The organism is Streptomyces curacoi (assembly GCF_001513975.1).
In the GTDB taxonomy this organism is placed as follows: domain Bacteria; phylum Actinomycetota; class Actinomycetes; order Streptomycetales; family Streptomycetaceae; genus Streptomyces; species Streptomyces curacoi.
The window spans coordinates 677,554-700,984 of sequence record NZ_KQ947987.1; the positions used below are offsets into that span (position 1 = coordinate 677,554).

General features: G+C 70.7%; 14 protein-coding genes. 3 read left to right on the top strand and 11 right to left on the bottom strand.

Annotated elements, in window-relative coordinates:
* Window positions 1-162 precede the first annotated feature (162 nt).
* The 6 genes from AQI70_RS16365 to AQI70_RS16390 all read right to left on the bottom strand — a co-directional run bounded on the left by AQI70_RS16365 (window position 163) and on the right by AQI70_RS16390 (window position 9,081).
* Window positions 163-1,443, bottom strand: a complete 1,281-nt coding sequence (locus AQI70_RS16365) for an MFS transporter (RefSeq protein ID WP_062149818.1) — start codon at window positions 1,441-1,443, stop codon at window positions 163-165.
* A 308-nt stretch (window positions 1,444-1,751) separates the two neighbouring features.
* Complete coding sequence (locus AQI70_RS39185) at window positions 1,752-2,927, bottom strand: hypothetical protein (protein WP_062149821.1); 1,176 nt, start codon at window positions 2,925-2,927, stop codon at window positions 1,752-1,754.
* A gap of 236 nt (window positions 2,928-3,163) precedes the next feature.
* Window positions 3,164-5,227, bottom strand: coding sequence for an acetoacetate--CoA ligase (locus AQI70_RS16375; RefSeq protein WP_079051317.1), 2,064 nt, complete (start codon window positions 5,225-5,227; stop codon window positions 3,164-3,166).
* Complete coding sequence (mhpA, locus tag AQI70_RS16380; protein WP_062149825.1) at window positions 5,224-6,858, bottom strand: bifunctional 3-(3-hydroxy-phenyl)propionate/3-hydroxycinnamic acid hydroxylase MhpA; 1,635 nt, start codon at window positions 6,856-6,858, stop codon at window positions 5,224-5,226. Before mhpA ends, AQI70_RS16375 begins: the two co-directional genes overlap by 4 nt.
* 108 nt (window positions 6,859-6,966) lie before the next feature.
* A complete protein-coding gene (locus AQI70_RS16385) occupies window positions 6,967-7,914 on the bottom strand; it encodes a fumarylacetoacetate hydrolase family protein (RefSeq protein WP_062149828.1) in 948 nt (315 codons plus the stop codon).
* A gap of 48 nt (window positions 7,915-7,962) precedes the next feature.
* A complete protein-coding gene (locus tag AQI70_RS16390) occupies window positions 7,963-9,081 on the bottom strand; it encodes a VOC family protein (RefSeq protein ID WP_107117001.1) in 1,119 nt (372 codons plus the stop codon).
* A gap of 136 nt (window positions 9,082-9,217) precedes the next feature.
* On the opposite strand from AQI70_RS16390, the gene AQI70_RS16395 reads away from it, so the two are divergent.
* Entirely contained in the window at window positions 9,218-9,853 is a 636-nt protein-coding gene (locus AQI70_RS16395; protein ID WP_062149834.1) for a TetR/AcrR family transcriptional regulator, read from the top strand.
* A gap of 63 nt (window positions 9,854-9,916) precedes the next feature.
* Here AQI70_RS16395 and AQI70_RS16400 read toward each other — a convergent pair whose 3' ends face one another.
* Entirely contained in the window at window positions 9,917-10,576 is a 660-nt protein-coding gene (locus tag AQI70_RS16400) for a TetR/AcrR family transcriptional regulator (RefSeq protein ID WP_062149837.1), read from the bottom strand.
* A gap of 71 nt (window positions 10,577-10,647) precedes the next feature.
* Entirely contained in the window at window positions 10,648-11,370 is a 723-nt protein-coding gene (locus AQI70_RS16405) for an SDR family NAD(P)-dependent oxidoreductase (protein WP_062149839.1), read from the bottom strand.
* On the opposite strand from AQI70_RS16405, the gene AQI70_RS16410 reads away from it, so the two are divergent.
* Window positions 11,365-11,631 (top strand): FAD-dependent oxidoreductase, encoded by a 267-nt coding sequence (locus AQI70_RS16410; RefSeq protein ID WP_244181680.1) that lies wholly within the window; start codon window positions 11,365-11,367, stop codon window positions 11,629-11,631. The genes AQI70_RS16405 and AQI70_RS16410 overlap by 6 nt on opposite strands.
* Before the next feature lie 175 nt (window positions 11,632-11,806).
* A complete protein-coding gene (locus tag AQI70_RS37485; RefSeq protein ID WP_244181658.1) occupies window positions 11,807-12,226 on the top strand; it encodes a hypothetical protein in 420 nt (139 codons plus the stop codon).
* Between the two features lie 91 nt (window positions 12,227-12,317).
* Here AQI70_RS37485 and AQI70_RS39190 read toward each other — a convergent pair whose 3' ends face one another.
* The 3 genes from AQI70_RS39190 to AQI70_RS16430 all read right to left on the bottom strand — a co-directional run bounded on the left by AQI70_RS39190 (window position 12,318) and on the right by AQI70_RS16430 (window position 23,276).
* Window positions 12,318-12,737, bottom strand: coding sequence for a hypothetical protein (locus AQI70_RS39190; RefSeq protein WP_159042670.1), 420 nt, complete (start codon window positions 12,735-12,737; stop codon window positions 12,318-12,320).
* 74 nt (window positions 12,738-12,811) lie between these two features.
* Entirely contained in the window at window positions 12,812-19,399 is a 6,588-nt protein-coding gene (locus AQI70_RS16425) for an RHS repeat-associated core domain-containing protein (RefSeq protein ID WP_244181660.1), read from the bottom strand.
* 109 nt (window positions 19,400-19,508) lie between these two features.
* Complete coding sequence (locus AQI70_RS16430) at window positions 19,509-23,276, bottom strand: LamG-like jellyroll fold domain-containing protein (RefSeq protein WP_062149848.1); 3,768 nt, start codon at window positions 23,274-23,276, stop codon at window positions 19,509-19,511.
* Window positions 23,277-23,431: the final 155 nt, after the last annotated feature.

Here is a 23,431-nt window from a genome sequence, read left to right on the forward strand (position 1 = left end):
GCACGATCGGTCTCCCGACACCGACATGTGGCGCCCCGCAGGCGACCGAGCCATCAAAGGGTGACGGCCCGGCAATGGCGCTACGGCGCTACGGCACAACGGCATGACGGCATGACGGCACAACGGCGCGACGGCTCGACGGCACAACGGCGCGACGGCGTCTCAGGCCGCCTGCTCAGGCACCGACCGGGACCCCACGACCCCCACCCGCCGCCGCACCGCAAGAAGCCCCCCGGCCACGAGGACGGCGACCAGCCCCAGCACACCCACCGCGCCGGCCAGCGACCCGACCGCCGACTCCACGGCGAGCAGCACCAGCGGGCAGACGAACTCACCGCCGAAGAAGGCCGCCATCCACAGCCCCGTGCCACGGCCCCGGTCCTCGAACGCCAGGCGGGACATGGCGCTGGTGAGGAGGGCGGGCAGCAGCATGCCCGTGCCCACGCAGTTGATCACCGCTCCGACGATCAGCAGCGGGGCGTTGCCCGCCAGGAACATCACCCCGAAGCCGGCCGCGCAGACCGTGAGGACGGCGGGCAGCATCGGGTCCGGGGAGCGCTTCAGCCGGGCGAAGGCGACCGCTCCGCCGACCGTGGCGGCACTCGCGATCGCGGTGGCCAGACCGATCACACCGGAGTCCGCCACACCGAGGTCGTCGAGCAGGTACGACATCTCCACGGGCACGGTGTAGAAGACCATCGCCCCGAAGAAGGTGAGCGCACAGATGCCCGCCAGCTGCCGCCAGGGGAAGGGGCGGCGCGCCTGACGGCTCGCTGCCTCGGCCGGGATCGCGTCGGTGGCCGTGCGGGCCGCCGGGCTGGGCAGGGCGGAGGCCATCAGCGGGGCGAGGAGCAGACTCACGCCGTAGACCCAGAAGGGCATCCTCCAGCTGGCCGCGCCCACGGCTCCGCCGAGCACGAAGAAGGCGGTGGCCGACGCGGAGGCGCACATGGTCTGCAGGGCGAGGTACTTCACCCGCCGCTGACCGCTGTAGTAGTCGCCGATGAGGGTGGTGCAGCAGGTCATGATGGCGGCCTCGGCGACGCCGACCAGGGCGCGGCTGGCGATGATCGCGCCCAGTGAGTCCAGCCAGAGCGGCGCCGTGCCGAACACGGCGTACAGGACGGTCGCCGCGATCAGCAGCCGCTTGCGTCCCAGCCGGTCCACGATCACCCCGGCGAACGGGGCCAGCAGGGCCAGCGACAGCGCCGGAACGGTCAGCGCCAGTGGGACGAGTGCCTTGGCCCCCGCTGTGGAGGCGAAGTGGTCCTGCATCTTCGGCAGCACCGGCGCGATCAGCACGGCACCCAGGATCGGCAGACAGCTGCCCGCCATCAGCACAGTCACGCGCAGCAGATGGGCGGGGCCCGACACGGCGGCGGGTGACGGAGCGTCGTCGTCGACCGTGGCGGCAGGCGGGGTCGGGGACACGGAACCGGGCATGGCGACTCCAGGGGACGGGATACGGGAGCGGGCATGCCGTTCACGGGCGCCGACGGTGCAGGGCATGCTGCGGACGGCCGCACGCGCGGGCTGGTCCGGACAGCGGCGTGCGGGTTGGGACGACTATGGGCCGTCCGGCTTCCCCGCCGCCATCCTCCGGGCGATCCGAATCCCGTATCCGCCTCATCCATCCGATGGATGAGCCGGCCGGCATGACCCGCACGGCGAAGTGCCGGGCCCGGATACCCGGGCCCGGCTTCGCGGCGATCTGCGCCCTCCTCCGGCGGATCAGCTGCTGCTTGCCGCCGTCACCAGTCCTGCTTCTTCGAGTGCTTCTCGTGGTGCGGCTTCTTCGGGTGGGCGGGCTTGTCGGGGTAGTCGGGCTTCTTCGGGTGCGCGGGGTAGGCGGGCTTGTGGGGGTAGTCGGGCTTCTTCGGGTGCGCGGGGTAGGCGGGCTTGTCGGGGTAGTCGGGCTTCTTCGGGTGCGCCGGATAGGCGGGCTTGTCCGGGTAGTCAGGCTTCTTGGGGTGTGCCGGGTAGTCAGGCTTCTTCGGGTGGGCGGGGTACGCGGGCTTGGCCGGGTAGGCGGGCTTGGCCGGGTAGTCAGGCTTGGCGGGGTACGCGGGCTTGGCCGGGTAGGCCGGTTTGGCCGGGTAGTCAGGCTTGGCGGGCTTGGCCGGGTACGCGGGCTTGGCGGGGTAGGCCGGTTTGGCCGGGTAGTCAGGCTTGGCGGGCTTGGCGGGGTACGCGGGCTTAGCTGGGTAGGCCGGCTTGGCCGGGTACGCGGGCTTGGCCGGGTACGCGGGCTTGGCCGGGTAGTCGGGCTTGGCCGGGTACGCAGGCTTGGCGGGGTACGCGGGCTTAGCTGGGTAGGCCGGCTTTGCCGGGTACGCGGGCTTAGCTGGGTACGCGGGCTTGGCCGGGTAGTCGGGCTTGGCGGGGTACGCGGGCTTGGCCGGGTAGTCAGGCTTGGCCGGGTAGGCCGGCTTGGCCGGGTAGGCCGGCTTGGCCGGGTACGCGGGCTTAGCTGGGTACGCGGGCTTGGCCGGGTAGTCAGGCTTCTTCGGGTACGCAGGCTTGACCGGGTAGGCCGGCTTGGCGGGGTACGCCGGCTTGGCCGGGTAGTCAGGCTTCTTCGGGTACGCAGGCTTGACCGGGTACGCAGGCTTTGCGGGGTACGCCGGCTTGGCCGGGTAGTCAGGCTTCTTCGGGTGAACCGGGTACGCCGGCTTCGCCGGGTAGTCGGGCTTCTTCGGATGCGCCGGGAACGCGGGCTTGCCGGGAGGAGCCGGGTACGCCGGCTTGGCGGGATAGGCCGGCTTGGCGGGGTAGTCAGGCTTCTTCGCGTGGACCGGGTACGCCGGCTTCTTCGCGTGTGCCGGGTGGGCAGGCTTGGCCGGGTACGGCGGGTGTGGGGTGGTGTGGTCCTGGGCGTGGGCCGTTCCGGCGCTCGCCAGCACGGCTGCGGCGAGCGCGGCAGCCATGGCGGCTGGCGCCAGGACAGATCGCCTTCTCGGCGATGTCGTCATGTTTCTCCACTCTCCTCGACTTGGTTCATAGCCTCGTGACGGCTGGTCAGCACCAAGAGCCGGACAGTGGAATGGATAGGAAATCGGCTGATATGAATAACGCTGTGGCGCTCATAAGCCACCGGATGGTGTAGCGCGGGAGGCCAGTCGGCCCGCCCCCGGCAGCCTCGTCGTCACCCGGTCACCTCACCTCACCTCACCTCACGCGCTGGCGTCCCAGGGGCGGATCCGGCAGCGCCGGCGAGCGGACCCGCCTCGGCGCTTCGCCCACCGCGACGGTCGGCCCCCAGGCGGGCGTAGTGGTCGAGCAGCTCCGGTGCGTCCACCGCGGCGGGATTGACGACCTGCTCGACGGGCGCGCCCTGGAGCAGCCGCTTCACCGGAACTTCGAGCTTCTTGCCGGTACGGGTGTGCGGGATCCCGGGCGTTTCGAGGATCTCGTCGGGGACATGGCGGGGGGACGCGCCGGTGCGGATCGCTTCCTTGATCTTCTCGCGCAGGGTGTCGTCCAAAACCACATCGGCCGCCGTGACGACGAACAGCGGCATCCAGTAGCCGCCGTCGGGTTCCTCGGCGCCGATGACCAGGGCCTCGGTGATCTCGGGAAGGCGTTCGACGACGTCGTGGATGTCGGCGCTGCCCAGACGTACGCCGTTGCGGTTGAGGGTGGAGTCGGAGCGGCCGTGCACGATCACCGAGCCGTGCCCCGTGACCGTGATCCAGTCGCCGTGGCGCCACACGCCCGGGTACGCCGAGAAGTAGGCGTCGTGGTAGCGGCTGCCGTCCGGGTCGTTCCAGAAGCACAGCGGCATGGACGGCATCGGTCGGGTCACCACGAGCTCGCCGACCCGGTCGACCACGGGGCGGCCCTCTTCGTCGTAGGCGGCCAGCGCCACACCCAGATGCGGAGCCGACAGCTCGCCCGCCCACACGGGTGTCGTGGGCGAACTGCCGGCGAAGCCGGAGACGACGTCCGTACCGCCGCTGACAGAGGCGAGCTGGATGTGCTCGCCGACGTGGTCGCGGACCCAGGGATAGGCGGAGGCCGGCAGCGCGGAGCCGGTGCATCCGATCACCCGGATCGAGGACAGGTCATGGACCGACGGGTCGATGCCGAACTTGGCCATGCCCAGCAGGTACTGCGGACTGGTGCCGAAGACCGTGACGCGGTGCCGGGCCGCCAGCTCCCACAGGACGTCCGGGCGGGTGAGCGGCGCCGGGCTGCCGTCGTAGGTGCAGGTGGTCGCGCCGGTCAGCAGCGTGGAGGCGACCAGGTTCCACATCATCCAGTGGGTGGTGGTGTACCAGAGGAGGCGGTCGCCGGGGCCGAGGTCGGAGTGCAGGGCCAGGGTCTTGAGGTGCTCCAGCAGCGCGCCGCCGTGGCCGTGCACGATGCCCTTGGGCAGGCCGGTGGTGCCGGACGAGAAGACGACCCACAGCGGGTGGTCGAACGGCACCGCGGTACAGACGAGTTCCTCGGCGCGGGTGGCCGCGTCCTCCCACGGGATCACCAGCGAGGGGTACGCCCGCGAGGGCCACGGCAGGCCCACATGGTCCACCAGCACCGTCGCCTTCAACGAGGGCAGGGCGCGGGCGAGTTCGAGGGCGGCCTCGCGGCGGTCGTGCGCGGTGCCGTTGAAGAGATAGCCGTCGGCGGCGATCAGCACGGCCGGCTCCAGCTGGGCGAAGCGGTCGGCGGCCGCCTGGGGGGCGTAGTCCTGGCCGCACACCGACCACACCGCGCCCAGGCTCGCCGCGGCGAGGAAGGCGACGATCGCGTGCGGCGTGTTGGGCAGGTAGCCCACCACCCGGTCCCCCGCCGCCACGCCCAGCTCGCGCAGGGTGGCGGCGACCGAGGCGACCTGGGCGCGCAGCCGGTCGCCGGTCACCTCGTAGCCGGAGCCGGTCTCGTCGAGGGCGACGATCGCCACGCCGTCGTCGGTGAGAGGGCGCAGGGCGTGGTGGGCGTAGTTCAGGGTGGCGCCGGGGAACCAGCGGGCACCCGGCATCCTGTCCTCCGCCAGCACCCGCTCGTACGGCGTGTCCGCGTCGATCTCGAAGTACTCCCACACCGCGCTCCAGAACCCCTCCAGGTCGGTGACCGACCAGCGATGCAGGGCCGTGTAGTCGCCGTGGTCGGCACCGGCCGCCACCCCGCGGTGCCGGGCCGCCCAGCGGCCGAAGTCCGCGATGCGGCCGGCGGCCGCCGCTTCCGGATCGGGCGTGAAGAAGGGGGCGGGGTACGGCGTGTTCATGGCGTCGTGCTCCTCGACGGGCTTGTCTCGGCGGTCCGTTGGGAAAGGGAGGGGCTTCGTGTCGTGTGCAGCAGGGACGCCCAGTCGGCCGTGCCCGTGAAGTCACGGCCGCCGGCCGGGACGACGTCCATCACGACCCGGTCCGGTCGCAGCAGCGCGGCGTCCGCCCGTCCCCTGCCCAACCAGTCGGCGAGGTGGCCGTCGTCGCCGAGGCCGGACACGGGGAGGATCCGGGCCCCGAGGCCGTCGGCGACCGCCCTCAGGGAGGGCGAGAGCGGTACGGCGGTCAGTACGGCGAAGGAGTCGCCGAGCAGTTCGTCCAGGCGGGCGCGTCGCCCGTCGGCGCTCACCCACGGCTGTGGGCAGAAGCGGCCCATGAGGCCGCTGCCGCCGTCAAGGGTTCGACGCCGTACGAGCGGCCCGGCGGCCAGAGCCGGACCGAGGTCGCGGGCGACCGCCGTACTCAGGCCGGGGATGCGGACGGCCGCGCCCAGGAGGCCACGGCGGACGGCTGCGGCGCCGTCCTGGCCGCCGGTCATCGCCCAGCCCATGGCGACGGCGAGGCGGATGACGTGCCGGGCGTGCGGCCTGCGCTCGCTCTCGTACGTCTCCAACAGCCGCTCGTCGGCGCCCTGTCGGAGGACACGGGCGAGTTTCCAGCTGAGGTTGTGGGCGTCGCGCAGCCCGGCGCACAGGCCCTGTCCGATGAACGGCGGGGTGAGGTGGGCGGCGTCACCGAGGAGGAAGACGCGACCTCGGCGCCAGCGGTCGGCGATCCGCGCGCGGAAGGTGTACCGAGCCTTCCGCACCACCTCGAAGTCGGCGCCGGGCCGGAGGTCCACCCATGGGGCGATCAGCTCGCGCAGTCGCTCGTGATCCGGTTCCGAGCCCTCGGGCAGCCGGAACTCCCAGCGGTAGCGGTCCTCGCCGATCCGCATGAAGGTGGCCGGCCGGCGCGGGTCGCAGACCTGGTCGACGCCCTCCCAGGAGCGGACCGGGAGGCTGGTGCGCACGTCGATGACCGTCCAGTCTTCCTCGAAGCGCAGGTCCTCCCAGGCCGCGCCGATGGCGTCGCGCGTGAGGCTGTTGGCGCCGTCACAGCCGAGGACGGCGTCCGCCCGCAGCAACTGTCGGCCCGCGTCGTCGCGGTAGGACACCAGGACCCGGCCGTGGCCGTCCTGCTCGACGCCGGCGACCTCCACCCCGCCGCGCAGCTCGCACTCCGGAGTGCGGGCCAGGGCGTCGCGCAGCACCCGCTCCAGCTGCGGCTGGTCGAACATGCTGGTCTGCGGGAAGCCGTGCGCCCCCTGCGCGGCGCGCGGGAACCGCGCCATCACCCGGTGCCGGGCGTCCAGCAGCCGTAGCCCCCGCGCGGGGCGGGCGATGGCGGCGAACTCCTCCTGGACCCCGGCGGCCTGGAGGATGCGGCGGACCTCGTCGTCGGTGGCGACGGCGCGCGGCAGGGGGTAGACGTCGCGGTGGCGTTCGAGGACGACGGTCCGCACGCCGCGCCGGGCCAGGAGGAGGGCGGCGGTGACACCCACGGGCCCGGCTCCGATGATCACGACGGGGGCGTGTCCCGGCCTGGGCATCGCGGTGCCCTGTGGCCGGGCGGCCTGGTCGACGGTCATGTGCGGCTCACTTCGGGTCGCGCTGCGCATCGGTCAGTTCGCATAGGTCAGTTCGCATCTGTCGGTTCCCATCGGTCGGTTCGCGTCGGTCGGTTCGCGTCGATCGGTTCATGTCGGCCGGTTCGCGTCGGTCACGGGAGTGCGCTGTCGGCCGAGGTCGATGCGCCCGTCCGGGGTGGCGATGGTGGCGGTCACCACATCGCCGTGCCGCAGGTAGCGCGGGTTCTTCGCCTGGCTCTTGAAGAACGCCTTCCACTTGGCGGCCGGCGGCAGGAGCGAAGCGATCTTCTCGACCGGCTTCGGCGGGGCCTTGAGGGCGGTGCCGCCCGGGGTGCCGGTGAGGAGCAGGTCGCCGGGGTCGAGGGTCTGGAAGCGGGCCAGCAGGGTGAGCGCCTGCGCCGGACGGACGATCATGTCGGCGAGCGTGCGGTCTTGGCGCAGCTCGCCGTTGACCGACAACCGCAGCCGCAGGTCCGGGAGATGGGCGAAGTCCTCCGGCTCCAGCAGGGCCAGGTGGGGCCCGGTGGGCGTGAAGGTCGGGTACGACTTGCTCTCGTAGAACTGCGTCTTGGTCAGCTGGATCTCACGGGCGCTGACGTCGTTGGTGATGACGAGCCCGGCGACGTACGACGGCAGGTCCCGCTCCTCGATCACCGTGCCGATGGGCAGCGGCGCCCCCATGACCAGGCCGAGCTCGATCTCGTAGTCGAGGAACCTCACGAACGACGGCCGGACGACGGCCTCGCCCGGGCCGCTGATGGAGCCGGAGGCCTTGCGGAAGAAGGCGGGCGGGATGTCGCCGGTGAAGCCCGAATCGCGGGCGTGGCTGCGGTAGTTGACCATCTGGGCCACCACCCGGCAGGGCGCGGTGACCGGGGAGAGCGCCACCAGGTCGGCGACCGGTGTGCCCGGCTCAGCCGAGAGCGCCGCCTGACGTACGGCCGCCCGGTCGGCGAGGAGCTCCGCGGTGGTGGTGGCTTTGGTGCCGACGGGGACGGCATGGTCGCCGAGGACAACCCACCAGCCGTCGGCGGGGCGCAGGACGTTGATGCTCATGTCATTGCCTTCGTGAGGGAGGAGCGGGGGAGCGGGGGAGTCGGGGGGTCAGGAGCTCGCGGCCTTGAGCAGGCCCAGCAGCCGCGCCGGGTCCAGCTCGTTGTCGCCGCGCAGGGCCTGGATGACGTCGCGGACCCGCTGCGGGGAGGGGCCGGCGCCGAGGAAGTCGCGGGTGACCGGCGGCCCCCACTGGGCGAGGCCGCTGGTCGACATGGGCGCCCAGCCGGGCTCGACGTCACAGGAGAACAGGTCGCCGTCGGCGAAGTGCTCCAGCATGAAGTGGTCGGGGTCGCGCCAGTAGTCGAAGAGCTGACTGCCCTGGATGTGCCGCCCGATGCCCCAACTGCGCCGGTAGCCGCGCTCCTTGAGGTACTCGCCGCCGGCCGCGATCGAGTCCAGGTCGGTGACCTGGTAGGCGGAGTGGACGTAGCCGTTGCCCGGACCGAGGTGCATGGCCAGCGTGTGGTGGTCCACCGCCCGGCCGCCCTGGTCGCAGCGGATGAACGCCATCGTCGGGCCCCGCTCCCGCTGCCCGTCCAGGAACAGGAAGTCGGAGACGATCATCCCGAGGGTGTCCAGGTACCAGTCCAGAGCCCGGGCGAACACCCTTGTCTCCAGCACCACATGCCCCAGCCGCTGGATGCGGGACGGCTCGCGCGGCGGGCGCTGAGTGGCGTTCGTACGACGGTGACCTGTGCCGGAGTTGAGGAGCAGCGGCCGCTGCTCGGGCAGCGCCGGCAGTTCCTCGCCGCAGTGCACCACGCGCACGGGGAAGCCGGAGGGGTCGAGCAGGTCGACCGCCTTGCCGCCGCCGGGCACGTCCGCGTCCCGTACGGCGGTCCCCGTCGCCCGGGCGAGCCGGTCCAGGTCGGCCCGCTCGGCCGCGCGGAACGCCGGACCGATGAACCGGGAGGCGCGCCCGCGCCGGAGGACCATGCAGGGCGAGCCGGCGAAGGTGCCCCGCAGCCACAGCGCGCCCTCGCTCCGGGCGGCGATCGCGAACCCGAAGTCACGGGCGAAGACCTCGGCCCGGTCCAGGTCGGGCTTCTCGAACTCCAGCCAGGCCAGGTCGGCCACCTTGATCACGGGGTTCCGGGAGCGTCCAGGATGTTCGCCGCGCAGGGCGCCCTGCTCACTGTGCAGGTCCTGATGGGCCGTTGTGGACATGGTGTCCTCCAAGCAACGCAGCAGTAATGATGAAATCATCAGCTTTGATTCTTCGATCGTCAATACCTGATCCAAGCTGAGATGATGAATTCATCAGAACTGTGGGTCTGGGGTGCCCGTTGTTAGACTCGCGCCCATGTCGACGTCAGCCCCGCCCCGGAACCGATTCGAACGGCGCCGTGCCGAGACGCGTCTGGCGCTCGTCCGCGCCGCCCGGCAGATCCTCGCCGAGACCGGGGACACCAGCGCCAGCATCCAGGTGATCGCGGAACGCGCGGACGTCGGCTTCGGCTCCTTCTACAACCACTTCGAGTCGAAGGCGGAGCTGTTCGACGCGGCGGTGCAGGACGCCCTCGAAGAGTTCGGTCAGACCTTCGACGAGCGGCTCGGCGGCATCGACGACCCCGCCGAACTCGTCGCGGCCGGCTTCCGGCTCAGCGCGCGTATGGCGGACTCCCACCCCGAGCTGATGCAGGTGCTGCGCCACCGCGGACTCGGCCACATCCACTCGGATTCGGGCCTGGCTCCGCGCGCTCTGCGCGACCTGGAGATCGGCGTCGCCTCCGGCCGCTTCGCCATCGCCGACCCGGTGGCCGCGCTGACCGCCCTCGGGGGCTCCCTCCTGGCACTGCTGGAGCTGCGGTTCGCGCGGCCCGAACTCGACGGCGACGAGGCCGCGGCGAACCTGGCCGAGATGCTGCTGCGCATGCTGGGGGTTCCGCCGCAGGACGCCCGGGACGTCGCCCGGCGCGCGCTGCCCGACCTCGACTGACGACCGGCGGATCGGCGCCTGCCGGAGACCTTGAGTCCCGCGAGTGCTCCATGGGGTGCGGGGTCACCGGGCTTCGACGAGTGAGGGGCGGCCGAGCCCGTGCACCTGCGCGGCGGCTCTGTCGCCGTCCACCCCCACCGCGATCAGCGCGGCGGTCGCGGCGCGTGTGCCGTCGTCGCTCCAGGTCCCGGCGTTCACGCACTCCAGGAGTGCCAGCAGCAGCCGTTCGAGGGCGCGGCTGAGCGGCTCGGGCGGGACGCTGGTGTGGAAGACGCCCTGCCGCTGCCCCCGCTCGATGATCGCCGCCGCCGTGTCGCGGGCGGGGCCGAGGATGTCGTGCGCGCGCTCCGCCCCGAGGTCCTGCGGCGACAGTCTCAGCAGTGTGCGACAGCGGTCGCCGACGGGCCACAGCGCCAGAACGAAGCGCGCCAGCGCCGAGATGGCATCGGCATCGGTGTCGGTGTCGGCATCGGGGATCGCCACGGCTGCCAGCGCCCGGCGCAACGCCTCCCCGGCATCCGCGACGAGCCCTTCGACCAGGACCGACCGGCCGGCGAAGTGGTCGTACACGGTACGGCGCACCACGCCGGCCGCCTCCGCGATGTCGCTGAGGCTGCTGTCGGGATCGCGGCCGAGCTGCTGTCTCGCCGCTGCGAGGATGCGGGCCCGGGTGAGCTGTGTCTGACGGCGGCCACCGCCGCTTGTGACGTGCGGGTCGGTCATGTCGGACCTCTGGGGGGGCGGGTGAGGGCGACACGATACTTGCACGTCCACGAGCAATTAACCAGGTCTGCTCAGTTGCGCCCCGCCATGACTCCGCCGTCGACGTCCCAGATGGCGCCGGTGACCCAGTCGGTCCGGCTCGACAGGAGGAAGGCGACGGTGGCGGCGACGTCGTCGGGGGTGCCGGTGCGGCCGAGAGGGTGGAAGGCGTTGAAGCCGTCGAGTGCGGAGTCGACGTCCGCCTTGGGGATGAACTCCTCGTAGATCGGGGTGCGCACGACGGCGGGGGCGACCGCGTTGACACGGATGCCGTGCGGAGCCAGTTCCATCGCGAGGTGCTGGGTGAACGAGTGCAGGCCGGCCTTGGCCATCGAGTACGCCGACGAGGGCGTGGCGGCGACGGCCTGATGCGCCCACATGGAGCCGATGTTGACCACGGCACCCTGTGCGCCGCGGTCGATCATGTTGCCGACGATCGTCTGGGTGAGGAGGAAGAAGGCCCGGTTGATGGCCTGGTAGCGGTCGTAGTCCTCCGGCGTGTGCTCCAGGAACGGCTTCGGGGAGAAGACGCCGGCCGCGTTGACGAGGAGCGTGGCGTCGGCGTGCTGCTCGGTGAGGATCTCGCGCAGGCGGTCGACGGCCGCGGGGTCGGTCAGGTCGGCCGCGAGGCCGACGGCCTTTCCGCGGCCGGCCAGGGCGGCCGCTGCCTCGTCGGTCCCGGCTTCGACAGGGCCGTCACCGCCCAGCTCGCGCAGCTCTTCGGTCCGGCGGCGGCCACTCCCGAGGCCCTGCATGTGCAGAACTGGAGCGCCGAGCCGTGGACCGCCCCGTTGACGGTGCACCACCTCGCCGACTACTCCCTCTTCGGCCACCCCCTCTATCAGCGGCCGGCCCTCGACGGCCGACTGCACTGGGCGTCCACCGAGACGGCCACCGACCACGCCGGACACATCGAGGGCGCCCTCGCCGCCGGGGAGCGCGCGGCACGGGCGGTCCTCGCGGCCACCGCCCGCACGAGTGACGCCGGCATCGACGTTGCCGCCACCGGCGGCTGAGGATCCCCCGGGAAGCGGGCCCTCGACGCCGACCGGCGCGGCAGCACGTTCCGTCTCACCCCCGCCGGCCGAACCGCCCCGCCTGCAGATACGTCGGGGTGGAGCAGTTCGCGGCCGGAAGCTGTACAGCCCCGCGGTTCTCGCCGACGAGCGCGACCGAGAGGCGCTGCGGGAGATGGCCGCCCATGGCTTCCAGGTACGGATCGCCACCGCCCCGCTTCCGCAGGGAACCGTCATCATCGACCGGCGGACCATGATCCTCACCGACCCGGCCGCCCACGGCCCGCGCACCTACACCATGAGTGCCTCGCCGGCCCTCATCGGCGGAACCTATGCGCTGTTCGAGGCCGCCTGGGAAAGCGCAGCCGACCTGACCACCGTCCTCGACTCGACCCGGCCCCGCTTCGACGACCAGACCGCCAGGGTCCTGCGCGCCCTCGGCTCCGGTGCCACCGACGAGGCAGCCGCACGGGACCTGGGCATGTCGCTGCGCACCTACCGCCGCCGGGTCGCTGAACTGCTCGCCACCCTCGAGGCGGCCTCACGTTTCCAGGCCGGAGTACGCGCGGGGGAGCTGGGCCTGACCCGCAGATGATGCCGCCTGGCCAGCGTCGGGGCGAACAGATTCGCCGCACACGACGCCAACGTGCGGCGCGGGGCGTGCCGGGCTTTTGGTGGTCGGAGGGTCACCAGTCGTCGCCGATGTCGAAGTTGGCGTCGATGGGCATGCCGTTGTCCGCGAAAGCGACCACGCGGTACCTGCCCAGCCGGACGAGCCGCTCGTACAGCTTCTCCGCCATCTCCCAGTTCTCGGTCTCGGACCGGGACCGGGCCATGAGCATCGCCGGTACCTGCCCGAAGAAACCGTCGTCCGGCTCCGGTTCCTCCACGTACAGGTCGACGCTCAGGTCCTCGTTCTCGAACCAGTACTGGTAGCCGCCGTATTCGTTCGGCACCCCCGGATTTCGATCGGCGGGGACCTCCATAATTCGGGCGACATCACTCCACAGTCGGTCGGCGAAGCTCTTGCGGTCCCAAGTGCCCTCCGCGACTCCGACTCTGAGTTCGAAGTCCTTCCTGGCGCCATGCGGCTCGAACTTTCCCACGAGTATTCTCCACTTCCTGTATTCCGCTCGGGGGCATGCCGTGAAATGTGGCATGCCCCCGAGCGTGCACTACGCTACAGCTCCTCGTCGATCATGTAGTCCCGGCCGAAGATGATGATTCTCTGTACATTTCCCTCGGCTCCTCTCTTGAACTGTCTGATGCCGTCCTCCGCGGCGTCTTCGCTCATGCCGCCCGGCCGGAGGTCCACGATCGCCATGTCGACCTTCTGCTTTTCATCGGCCTTTTGTAGGTGCTTGCGAAGTCCATCACTCCGGTGACTGGTCATCGCCTTGAATTCCGCGCGCTTGTCGTCGACCCAGGCATCCCCCGCGTGCGGGGCCAACTGGTCGTCATTGCGCGACATCACCTCATGACCGTGAATGGCGAGCGTCAGGGCGATCTGGAACTCCGCGTCGTCATCGAAGGCGAAGCCGCTCTCGCCCTGCTTGTTCTTCCGCTTCCACGACTCGTCGATCCGCTCCATGATTTCCTCGGCCTCGTCGCGGTCCGGGCCGAACATCTCCATGAGGTCCTTGGCGAGGTTGTACGCGCCGCAGCCGTCGCGGGCACCCCGGTGGCAGGTCTGCTCCTCGACGTCCTCCACCGCTTCCTCGATGTAGTTGGTGAGGTCCCACTTGCCGTCGAGGATCTGGTTCACGCGCTCCTTGCGGAGCTTGGCCGCGATGTCCGCGTTGGTGAAGAGGATCTGCTCCAGGTAGCGGCTGTAGCGCGGGGCTCCGGCCGGGGCCTTGCCCGAGCGGCCCTGGTTGTAGACGGTGGAGGTGCCGCCGGTCTTCCTCGGCTTCCACCCCTTCCGCTCGCGCTCCTCCTTGGTGTCCGGGATGCCACCCGTGCAGGAGATCTCGCCGGTGTGGCACTCGGGCACGCCGAGCCCGGAGGGGTCGCTGAGAGTGGTGGGGTTGTTGTTGGCGTAGCCGTAGCCGTTGAGGGACTGGTGCTGGTCCGGCATCAGCAGCGGGTCGACGCTCAGGAACTGCCCCGTGGAGGCGTCGTACTCGCGGGCGCCGACCTGGGTGAGGCCGGTGCCGCTGTCGACGCTTTTGCCGAGGAACCCCTTGTCGTCGGGCCAGGTGCCCACGGCGCTGCCGCGGGCCGTGCCGAACGGCGTCGTGTACCGCTTGCTCAGCGTCTGCGTGCTGTCGGCGCTGACCGCGACCGTGCTGGTGGCGTGGTGATCGCCGGAGAGGAACTGGAGCTTCTCCGTGCCGGTCGCGTTGGTACGCAACGCGATGGCGGCTCCGGCCACCGTGTAATAGCGATTCGCCCACTTCTTGGTGCCCTTGAGGTGGACCTCGGTGGCCCCGAGGTACAGGACGGTCTCGCCGTTCGACGCGCCGTCGCGGCGGATGAGGAGGGCGCCGTCGGCGTCGTAGAGGTAGTCGGTGGCGGTGCTCCCCTCGGTGAGCTTGGCGAGCCTGCCTTCCGGGTTCCAGAGCAGGGACTGCTTGGTCGTGGACCCGACGGACTCGGCGCGGGTCTGCGTGTTGCCCGCCTCGTCATAGGTGTACTGGGCCGCTGCCGGGTCGCACGTGGCGGACGTCGTAGTCGACTTCAGGGCGTGCTTGCGGGCCTGGTCGTAGCAGTACGTCGTCGTGACGGGGCTCGGGGTCGCCGTGTTGCGGGTCTCCGTCTGTCGCTGCCCCGATGCCGTGTACGTGTAGCTGTTCCAGTACGGGGCCGCGCCGCCGAGGTTGGCCACCGTGCGACCGGAGGTGGAGCAGTCGGCCGTCTTCGGTGTCCACGCCTGGGTCAGCCGCTTCTGGCCGTCGTAGGCGAAGCACTGGTGGTCGGTGCCGGAACCGGTGTCCGCGTGGTCGGAGATCGACGTCACGTTGCCGGTCTGGTCGTAGCGGTACTGCAGATCCTGGACCGGGCCACGGGTCTGGTCGTCGGTGGACGACGTCAGCAGCCGGCCGGTGCCCGCCTCGTACGTACGCGAGATGAAGAGCCGCTTCGCCGAGGCCGAGGTGCCGAGCTGGTACTGGTGCACCTGGCCGAGCGCGGAGTAGTCCACGCCCAGCAGATAGCCGCTGATGCCGGACTGCTTAACGGGCAGCCCCGCGTCGTTGTACAGCGTTTCGACCGTCTCGGCGGACAGCCCGCCGACCGCCGGCTCCTTGGTGTTGTTGACGGTGCCGTCGAGCCGGTACGCCGTGCCGAACGTGGTGGTCGCCGCGACGGCGCCCGAGGTGACCAGGGGGTCGGTGTCCGGCAGGGTCAGCGTGGTGGCGGTCGGCCGGTTCATGCCGTCATAGGCGGTGACCGCCTTGACGTATGCCTTGCTGTTGGGCTGGCCGACGCCGTTCTCGTAGCGGATGGACTGGTCGACGTGGCCCTTCAGCAGGCTGTCGTACGTCCACGCGGCGAGTTTGCTGGCGTCCGTACGGCCGGTGTGCCACAGGCCGGTCTTGCGCCCGAGCTCGTCGTAGCCGTAGTAGAGGAACTGGCCCTTGGCGTCCTTGGTGTGATCGACCTGGTCGAGCACGGTGTACTTGGTGGTGGTCGTGCCCTTGTCCGGGTCGGTCGCGGTGGCCTGCCGGCCTGCCAGGTCGTAGGTGTACGACCAGACGGAACCGTCGGGGCCGGTGACGGTCTCCTGCTTGCCGTCCGGGGTGTAGGTGAACGCGACCTTGGTGTACGAGGTGCCCTGTGCGGCGCCGTACTGCGTGTCGTTCGGGTTCGGGCCCGCGTAGGTGCGGGTCTCCTTCGTCCGGCCCAGCACGTCGGTGATCACACGCGACGCCGTGCCGCCCTCCAGAGCGCTGGTCGCCACCGAGTCACCGGTGTACGCGGTGGTCGTGTCCCACTTCTTGACACCCCACGAGGACAGCGTGGTCTTCACGGCGCGACCGGCGCCGTCGTACACGGTGTCGTTCTGCTTCGGCGACTGCGCGTACTCCACTCCGGTGTACTCGCCGTTGGGCGCGGTGGTGTTGTCGTAGGCGTCGTTCTGAGTGATGACGGCCAGTCCGCGGGAGTCGTACCGGGTGTCGCTGAGAACCCGGCCGCCGCCGGCCGCGGCCGGGGTCTGGGACTGGATCGGGCGCAGCAGCGAGTCGTACAGGGCGTACGAGGTGCGGTAGGTGGTGCCGTCGGCCGAGAGCTTGGCGACGGAGTTCCAGGACGCCTTGGTCTGGCTGATGCCGTAACCGTACTTCGCGCTGGGGCTGTCGCCGCCGCCCTTGGACCGGTTCGGCAGCCAGGTGGCGGTGAGCCGGCCGAGGGCGTCCCGGGTGTGCTCGGTGCGCTTGAGGTTGGTGTCGAGGGTGTGGGTGACCGTGCCACGTGCCGGGTCGAAGTAGGTGTACGACTTGTGGCTCTGGCCGTTCGACGCGAGCTTCGGGTAGGTGACGACGACGCTGTTGACCGGGCCACCAGAGGCCGGGAAGTAGGCCGTGCTGGTGGCGTTGCCCGCCGCGTCGACCACCTTGAGGGGCCTGCCCAGCTTGGCGGTGGCCGTGTCGAACGTCGTGGCGGTGACGGTCTGCCAGGAGCCCGTGCCGGGGTTGCGGTCGGCGGTGCCGCTCGCCGCTGGGTAAGCGATGGGGTGGCCGGTCCACGTGGGCAGGCCGAGCGTCGGGGTCTGGTCGGCCGTCCAGGCGGTCGCCGACGTGTTGTCGTACACGGTCGCGGCGTCGGAGAGCACGTCCCCGCGCGTGTCGGCGTTCTTCGGCAGCGACAGCTTGTCGTCGGTGGCCGCGCACTCCTTGGCCACCGTACGGGTGCGGGAGACGAGCGAGGTCAGGCCCTTGTCGGCGTTGCGGGCGTACCAGGTGCGGGTGCAGGTCTCGTCGCCCGTCACCGACCAGTCGCCGTGGTTCTCGGTGCGGGTGGTCATGCCGTACGTGTCGTCGTACGTGTACGAGGTGGCGGCGGTGCGCCACTTCTGGGTGGCCGTCAGCCAGGTGCGCTCGTAGGTGCGGGCCGTGCGTACGTAGTACGCCTTCGTGTTCGCGTACGACTTCTGCTGGCTGGCGGTCTGCTTGGACCAGAAGTTGTTGATCGTGAACGAGATCGGTGTGGCGCCGTCGTAGGTGATCTGCTGGCGCAGTTGGCCCGCGTACTGGTCGGAGTCGGTCGCGGCCGACAGGGTGACGCCGCCCGGCAACGCGATCGGCTCTACGCTCGCGGTGCGCGTGGTGCCGTCCGACTGCTTGTCGCCGTGCATGCCCTGCATGAACGACTTCACGGTCCGGGAGCGGGTGGCGCCCTTCTCACCGGTCCACGCGGTGACCTTCTGGTAGCCACGCCACACCGACCAGGTGCGCTCCTTCTCCTTGGTGAAGGGGTCGTCGTTGTAGTGCCAGGCCGGGGTGTCGTACTCGTAGGCGTACTCGACGGCCGGGTTCTTGCCCGCGGGATCGGAGGTGTTGACCGCGGTGACCCGGTACTTGTGGAACCAGTCCAGCGCCGGCTCGCCGCCGTTGATCGGCCAGAACACGGGGTAGCAGGACAGGGTGTTCTTGTCCTGCGCGGCCGGCATGTTGCTGCCGCGCACGCACTCGGGGTCGGAGAGCGCTACGGTCGTGACGGCGCCGGTCTCCGAGGTGATGGTGGAGATACGGGGCCGGGTCAGCGGAAGGATGTTTGCGCCGCCGGGCTGGGTGCCGCCCGCGACGCGGTTGGGCCGCTGCTGGTAGGTGAAGCCCACCTGCGGCAGGGAGACGGCCGTGCCGTTGAGACCGGTCCGTTTCAGCGAGGTGAGGGTGAGGACCTGGTCGGAGCTGTTGCCGATGTCCTGCCCGTCGAAGAACTCCTGGTCGAGGGCGTAGGAGTCCACCGGCTTGAAGGCATCCGGCTCGGCCGCCGTGGACCACACCTGGGTCTCGACGGCGCTGAGCCGCTTGCGTGTGAAGAACGACGGGCCGGTGGAGAGGCAGTCCGTCGCGTCGGACGCGCAGATCGAGTCGAACGGGACATCCGGCCAGTTGGTCGCGGTGTCCTTGGTCAGCGAGGCGCACGAGGAGGCCGTGCAGCGCTCCTTGTAGGAGAACGTCACCTTGGCGGAGGTAACCCCGGAGAACAGCGCGTCCGCGCGCTGCCCGTATCGGATCTCGGTCGGGTGGCCGCCGCGGGTGTACGACGCGAGCTTCGTCTTGTCGCCGTTCTTGGCGTAGTGGTTGGTCTCCTTGGCGTACCAGTAGGTCGCCGCGTTGCCGTGGACGTCCTGGACGAGGTCGAGGTTCCAACGCCATGCCTGGGTCTTGGCGCGGCCCGAGAATCCGGTGCCGGAGCCGTACCCGGGTTCGCCGCTGTCGTCGCCGAAGACGGGCACGGTCCAGGTGGAGTTGGTGCGCTCGGTGTCGGCGCCGGGCAGTTTGTTGCGGCCGAAGGTGTACGTGGTGCCGTCACCGGTGACGACGCGCCAGTACTCGCCCTTGCCGTCGCCCTTGCCGTCAACGATGTCGTCGCCGTCGTCGCTGTTGTCGGCGCCGACCTCGTGGAAGACCTGGGAGGCGTCGTCGTTGGCCAGCCGCCAGGTGCCGCTGGTGTCGTCCTTGACGAGTTCGTTGGAGACTCCGTTGAGCACCAGTGAGGCGTTCTCGTACTTCCAGCACTGGTCGTTCTTGTCGGCCTGACCGTCGTCCTCGCAGCTGCCGTACTTACGCTCGACGTAGGACTCCGTCAGGGAGAATCCTTCACCGACCAGGGAGCCCTGGTTGTTGGTGTTGGCGGTACGGCCGTCGATGGACCCGGAGTCGTACGCCAGCGTCAGCGGCGGCACGGGGCCGGCCGGGGCCGGGGGCAGGGTGATCGGGTACGACCAGCCGAACGAGCCAGAGGACTCACCGGCCTGCCAGGTCGAGGAGGGGGCCAGCGGGGTCGCCGCGAGGTCACCGCCACCGGCTGTGGACGTGGTGGTGTCGGCGGCCAGGGCCATGACCGTAGGCGCGGAGCGCGGGGCGACGGGCGTCTTCGCCGTCACGGTCTCCGCCTTGGCGTTGTTGGTGGAGTCCACCGGGGTGGTGGTGCGGCACTTGGGCTTCTCGGGGGTGGTCAGGGCACATGCCGGGAGCCGTACCAGGCCCAGCCGGCTCGCCCAGTCGCCACCCACGGCGGAGGCGAACGAGCCGTAGTCCACGGTGACTTGGGCGGTGCCCGGCTCGCTCGTGCCCACGGTGAACAGCACACCGGTGACTCCGGCCCGCTCGGCGGCCTTCTGGTCGAGGACCCGGACGGTCGCCTTGCCGGAGGCGCGCTGCCTGCTTCCGGTCGTCCTCTCCCGGATGGTCTCGTTCTCAGCGGTCCTGCCCTTGGCCGTCTTCCGGTCGGGGGCGGACGCGGTGACGGCGGAGACGTCCACGATGGTGCCGCTGACTGTCTCGGTGAGCGAGTCATGGGCGGTGCCGGCCTTCGGCCAGGAGGCGCGGCGTTCCGCTCGGGCCGAGGCGATCAGGCGCTGGTTGGCCTTCTTCTCGCGGGCGACCCGCTCGCGGGCCTTCTTGGCGCCCTGGCCGGTGATGGGGTGGACACGGCTGACCTTGGTGTCGGCCGAGTCGGGGACGGGTGGGGTGGCCGCCGCGGCGACCGCGGAGGGCGTCACCGTCGTCGCGGTCAGTGCGACGAGCACGCCGAGGGCGGTGAGCACCGGCTGTCGGCCGGTGCGCTGCCTGTCCCCGCGCAAACGTGGTCTGAACACGGTCTGCTTTCTGGTGAGGGGGGTGGGTAGGGCGGCCCGGTCGGGCCGCCGGTGGACACGGGCAGGGCGCGGGCCGTCGGACGACCCGCGCCCCTGTGGTGCCGTGCGGTCAGTCGCCGACGACCGCGGTTTTGTGGTGGGCGCTCTGCACCGCGCCCGCCCACATCCGGATGTGGTTGACACGGCCCGGCGTGTGGTTGCCCCACACGCTGTTCAGCCAGCCCTTGCCGATGGCGGCGCCGCCGCTGCTCGCCGCGGCCGTGAACTCGGTGGGCTCGCCCTGCCGGTCGACGAGGAACAGGGAGATCTGCCGGCTCTGGGCGTCGTAGGCACCGACGAGCTGGACCTCGGTGCCGAGGACCGCCGTGTCGTCGCTCTGCACGGAGGCGCCCGTGCCGTCGGCGGTCAGCCGGCCGAAGTGCCAGCGGCCGAGCGCCCACTTCTCCGAGAGCGGTTCGCCGGTGTTCTCGTCGAGGACCGGATCACCGTTCTCGTCGAGCACCTCGTGACCGGTGCTGTCCACACCGGTCTTCTCGAACCACAAGCCCCAGGACGAGCCGGTCTCCGTGCGCTGGCCGAGGATCTGCGTGCGGTGGCCGTTCGGCTTGTCCACCAGCGCGGCGCCGTCGACGAGTGCCTCGACGGCCACGGTGAAGGAGCCGGTGGCGTCAACGAGCGGAGAGCTCGACTCGGCGCCGCCGGTGCCGTCCAGGACGATGGACTCGTCCGCCAGTCGGGCACCGCCGCCCAGGGTGATGGTGGGCCCGTAACCGCTGGTGGTGTCCTGGACGGTCGTGCCGGAGGCACCGGAGGCGTTCAGGTCGGCCACCAGCTCCAGCTGGGGCATGCCCGTGCCGTCGGGGCCGTCGGTGAGCCTGGCCTCGGTGGCGATCTCCTCGGCGGACTTGGCGTCCTGCCAGACGGTCACCTCGTCGATCTCACCGCCGAAGTGGTCCACGTGGCTGCCCTTGTACTTGGCCCGGCCGATCTGGAATCGGCCGCCCGCGGACCAGTTGGTTGTGATGGTGTCGGTGCCCTGGAGCTGCCCGTTCATGTAGAGCGCGAGGACGTTCTTGTCGTGGTCCACGACCGCGGCCAGATGCGTCCACACATCCGTCTGTGCCGGGCTCTTGGCATCGACGCGCTGGTTGTCCATGGAAGTGGAGGCGGCGTCCGCGTCGGGCAGCCGTACGCACCAGGTCTTCGTGCTTTCGCAGTAGCCGAGGAAGAACGGGCTGTAATACGTGCCGTCCTGGCTCACGGCGGTGAAGAACCGACCGGTCGTGTCGAGGCGGACCCAGGCGGCGACAGTGTATGAGGCGGCCGTCTGCAGGACCGGCTCGGCGGTCGCCGCGTATGCCGAGTTCGCCAGCTTCAGCGCCTGGTCCGGTCCGAGCACAGCCGGTTCGGTGTCCGTCGCGGGCTGCTTGACGATCTCGCCGCGCCGCCCGTTGGACGAACGGACCGCGCCGGACAGGGTCAGGTCGTCGCGCAGCGCGCTGTCGGTGGTCGAGGTGTCCACTGCAGCGCCGCCGGTCTCGTCGAAGTTCCAGTGCGCGACGGGCTTCGGCCCCTCGTCCACCAGGAAGCGGACGATCTGCTCGTCGCCGCCGTTCGGGTAGCCGGCGGACCTGGCCTGGACGTGCAGCAGATAGGTGCCGGAGGACGGCGGGGTGAACGTGGCCCGGTAGGTGGCGCCGCTCTTCCAGTCCGACCACGCGGAGTTCGAGGAGAGCCTGTACCGGTAGCCGGTGTTGGTGCCGGCCTCGCCGGGGGCGGGCCCGAAGAGTGCGGTGCCGGACTTGCCGGGGCCACCGCCCACCGTGCAGGTGCCGCCGGTCACGCACTCGCTGTAGACGGTCCAGGAGGTGACGCTCGGCTTCTGCGGGGCCTTGCTGTCGACGAGGAAGTAGCACCACGGGGAGTAGGGGCCGGTCAGATGGCTGTCGTCGCCGTTGTACAGCGACTGGGTGGCGGCCCGGTAGCGGTGCAGTTTCCCGTCGGCGAGCGGGTTGTCCCAGTCCTTGGTCTGCGCCGGGAAGTTCTTCAGGCTGCTGCTGTACGAGACATGGCCCGAGGTCGGTTTCAGGGATCCGGTGCTCGGCTGAGGCGCATCGGACCATGTGGTGCCGTTCTTGACGTCCACGTCGAAGTAGACCCGCAGCCGCCCGCCGGACTCACCGCCGGCCGCCGTCTCCGGAGTGGCCAGCAGATCGGGCTTCGGGTCGGTGATCATGCTGGGGGACGACTCCGACTTGCTGCACACCCGGCTCGCACCGGCCCTGATGCCGTACGCGGTGGGCGTGGCCGGCTTGCTGACGTAGTCGACCTTGAGGACGGCGTCGTCGTCGAAACGCTTCCAGGAGACGGTGTCCGACTCGTCCTTGGCCATGAGCATCAGCGTCAGCCGGGGGAACGCGCCGTTCGCGAAGGACCTGACGGTCGGGGTCAGGTTCTCGTCCTTCTCCTCTGCGTTGTCCTTGAACTTGATCGGTGCCGCGGGCTGGGCCGGCGAGCAGTTGGAGCCGCGTCCGGCCGAGACATGCCGGTCGCCCATCTGGTCCAGCTTCGTCGGGCCGGGCCATTTGCTGGCCTTGGTGATGTTGTTGGTCCGCTCCAGGTCGACCCAACGGGCGTCACAGGAGAACGACCAGGTCTCCGTCACCCAGAACTCGGCGTCCAGGATGTGCTTGCCCTTGAGTTTGTCCGGGGCGAACTCGAAGTACATCCGGTTCACATAGCCGCTGCCGCAGTAGTACGAGATGCCGCCGATCACGGCGGTGCCGCACTTGCCGACGCTCATGCCGTTGGTGCCGCCGGAGAAGTTGTAGAAGACATCGCCGTCGGACGACAGCACCGTGCGCTCGCCCTCGTTGAGTTCCACGGCCGGGTCTATGTACAAGGGCAGTTCGGCCTTCGTGGTGTCCGCGACGAGGCCGGCGTCGGGGACGACACGGACGGAGTCCTCGTCCAGGACGACGTCCATCACCGCCGACTCGTCGCCCGAGCGCGGACCCTCCAGGGGGTCCTCACGCACGGGCGGGTTCACCGGGATGGGCTCGGGGTCGGCCTCGTCGGCGGTGGCCGCTCCCAGAGGCCGACGGTCGGCGATCTGCGCGGACATGCCCTCGTCGGTGGCCGGCGCTCCGGCGGAGTTCCACATCCGAGCGCTCGGCGAACGGAAGACGACCTGGCCGTTGCCGTCGACCACCTCCATGCTGCCCGTGGCGCCCGGGCGCACGGCCAGGCCCTCGGCGTCCAGGCCGTACTCGATGCTCTTCAGAGCGGGGTCGGCGGCGGCGTCGAGCGTCTCGACCTCCAGCACCTGCCGGAAACCCTCGGGCGTCGCGGTCAGGATGAGGTTGACGTCGGGGCGCACGTTCTCGTAGACGGCACGGGTGCCGTCCAGGCGCGGCTCGGGCAGGGTGCCCGGCCAGCCGAGCGTCACCGAGCGGCCCGCCTCGCCGATGGTGACCAGGCCGCTGCCGGGGCCGCCGCCGGAGAAGGTGAGGTCGACGGTGGCGGCCTTCGGGCCGATCGATCCGTCCGCGCGCTTCACGAGCGTGGCGTCGGGCCGTGTCCAGCCGCCGTCCTGCTCGGCGACCCGCACCGGGACGATCGACTTCTCCAGGGTGAGGGTGGTGCCGTCCGGGTTGGCGAACACCGTGTCGCGCTCGGTGCGTTCGGCGACCACCTCGACCCGCTCACCGGTGGCCTCGGCCTCGGCCAGCGCCACTTCGGAGGGGGTCCTCGGGGTTTCCGGCGCGGCACTCGCCGACTGCACGGCGAACGGCGCGCCCGGGGCCACCGTCAGGGCCAGGGTCAGGGCGAGCGCGGCGGCGGACAGCCGTGCGGCGCGTCGTCGGTTCCGTCTCATGACGGTCTCCGTACGGCAGCCCGGCCGTCGGCGGAGGGAATTCGGGGGGTGGACATGGATCAGAACCGTTTCGCATGAAGAGCCCGGTGCGGGACCGGGCGAAAGCGGACATAAATAGAACTGGTGCTCGAATTCAGGGTCGTGGGAGGGTGTGT

Coding starts and splice junctions, on each gene's coding strand:
- AQI70_RS16390 (WP_107117001.1), bottom strand. CDS start 9,081: ATGTCCACAACGGCCCATCAGGACCTGCACAGTGAGCAGGGCGCCCTG.
- mhpA (WP_062149825.1), bottom strand. CDS start 6,858: ATGACCGTCGACCAGGCCGCCCGGCCACAGGGCACCGCGATGCCCAGG.
- AQI70_RS39185 (WP_062149821.1), bottom strand. CDS start 2,927: ATGGCTGCCGCGCTCGCCGCAGCCGTGCTGGCGAGCGCCGGAACGGCC.
- AQI70_RS16375 (WP_079051317.1), bottom strand. CDS start 5,227: ATGAACACGCCGTACCCCGCCCCCTTCTTCACGCCCGATCCGGAAGCG.
- AQI70_RS16365 (WP_062149818.1), bottom strand. CDS start 1,443: ATGCCCGGTTCCGTGTCCCCGACCCCGCCTGCCGCCACGGTCGACGAC.
- AQI70_RS16405 (WP_062149839.1), bottom strand. CDS start 11,370: ATGCAGGGCCTCGGGAGTGGCCGCCGCCGGACCGAAGAGCTGCGCGAG.
- AQI70_RS16395 (WP_062149834.1), top strand. CDS start 9,218: ATGTCGACGTCAGCCCCGCCCCGGAACCGATTCGAACGGCGCCGTGCC.
- AQI70_RS16400 (WP_062149837.1), bottom strand. CDS start 10,576: ATGACCGACCCGCACGTCACAAGCGGCGGTGGCCGCCGTCAGACACAG.
- AQI70_RS16430 (WP_062149848.1), bottom strand. CDS start 23,276: ATGAGACGGAACCGACGACGCGCCGCACGGCTGTCCGCCGCCGCGCTC.
- AQI70_RS37485 (WP_244181658.1), top strand. CDS start 11,807: ATGGCCGCCCATGGCTTCCAGGTACGGATCGCCACCGCCCCGCTTCCG.
- AQI70_RS16385 (WP_062149828.1), bottom strand. CDS start 7,914: ATGAGCATCAACGTCCTGCGCCCCGCCGACGGCTGGTGGGTTGTCCTC.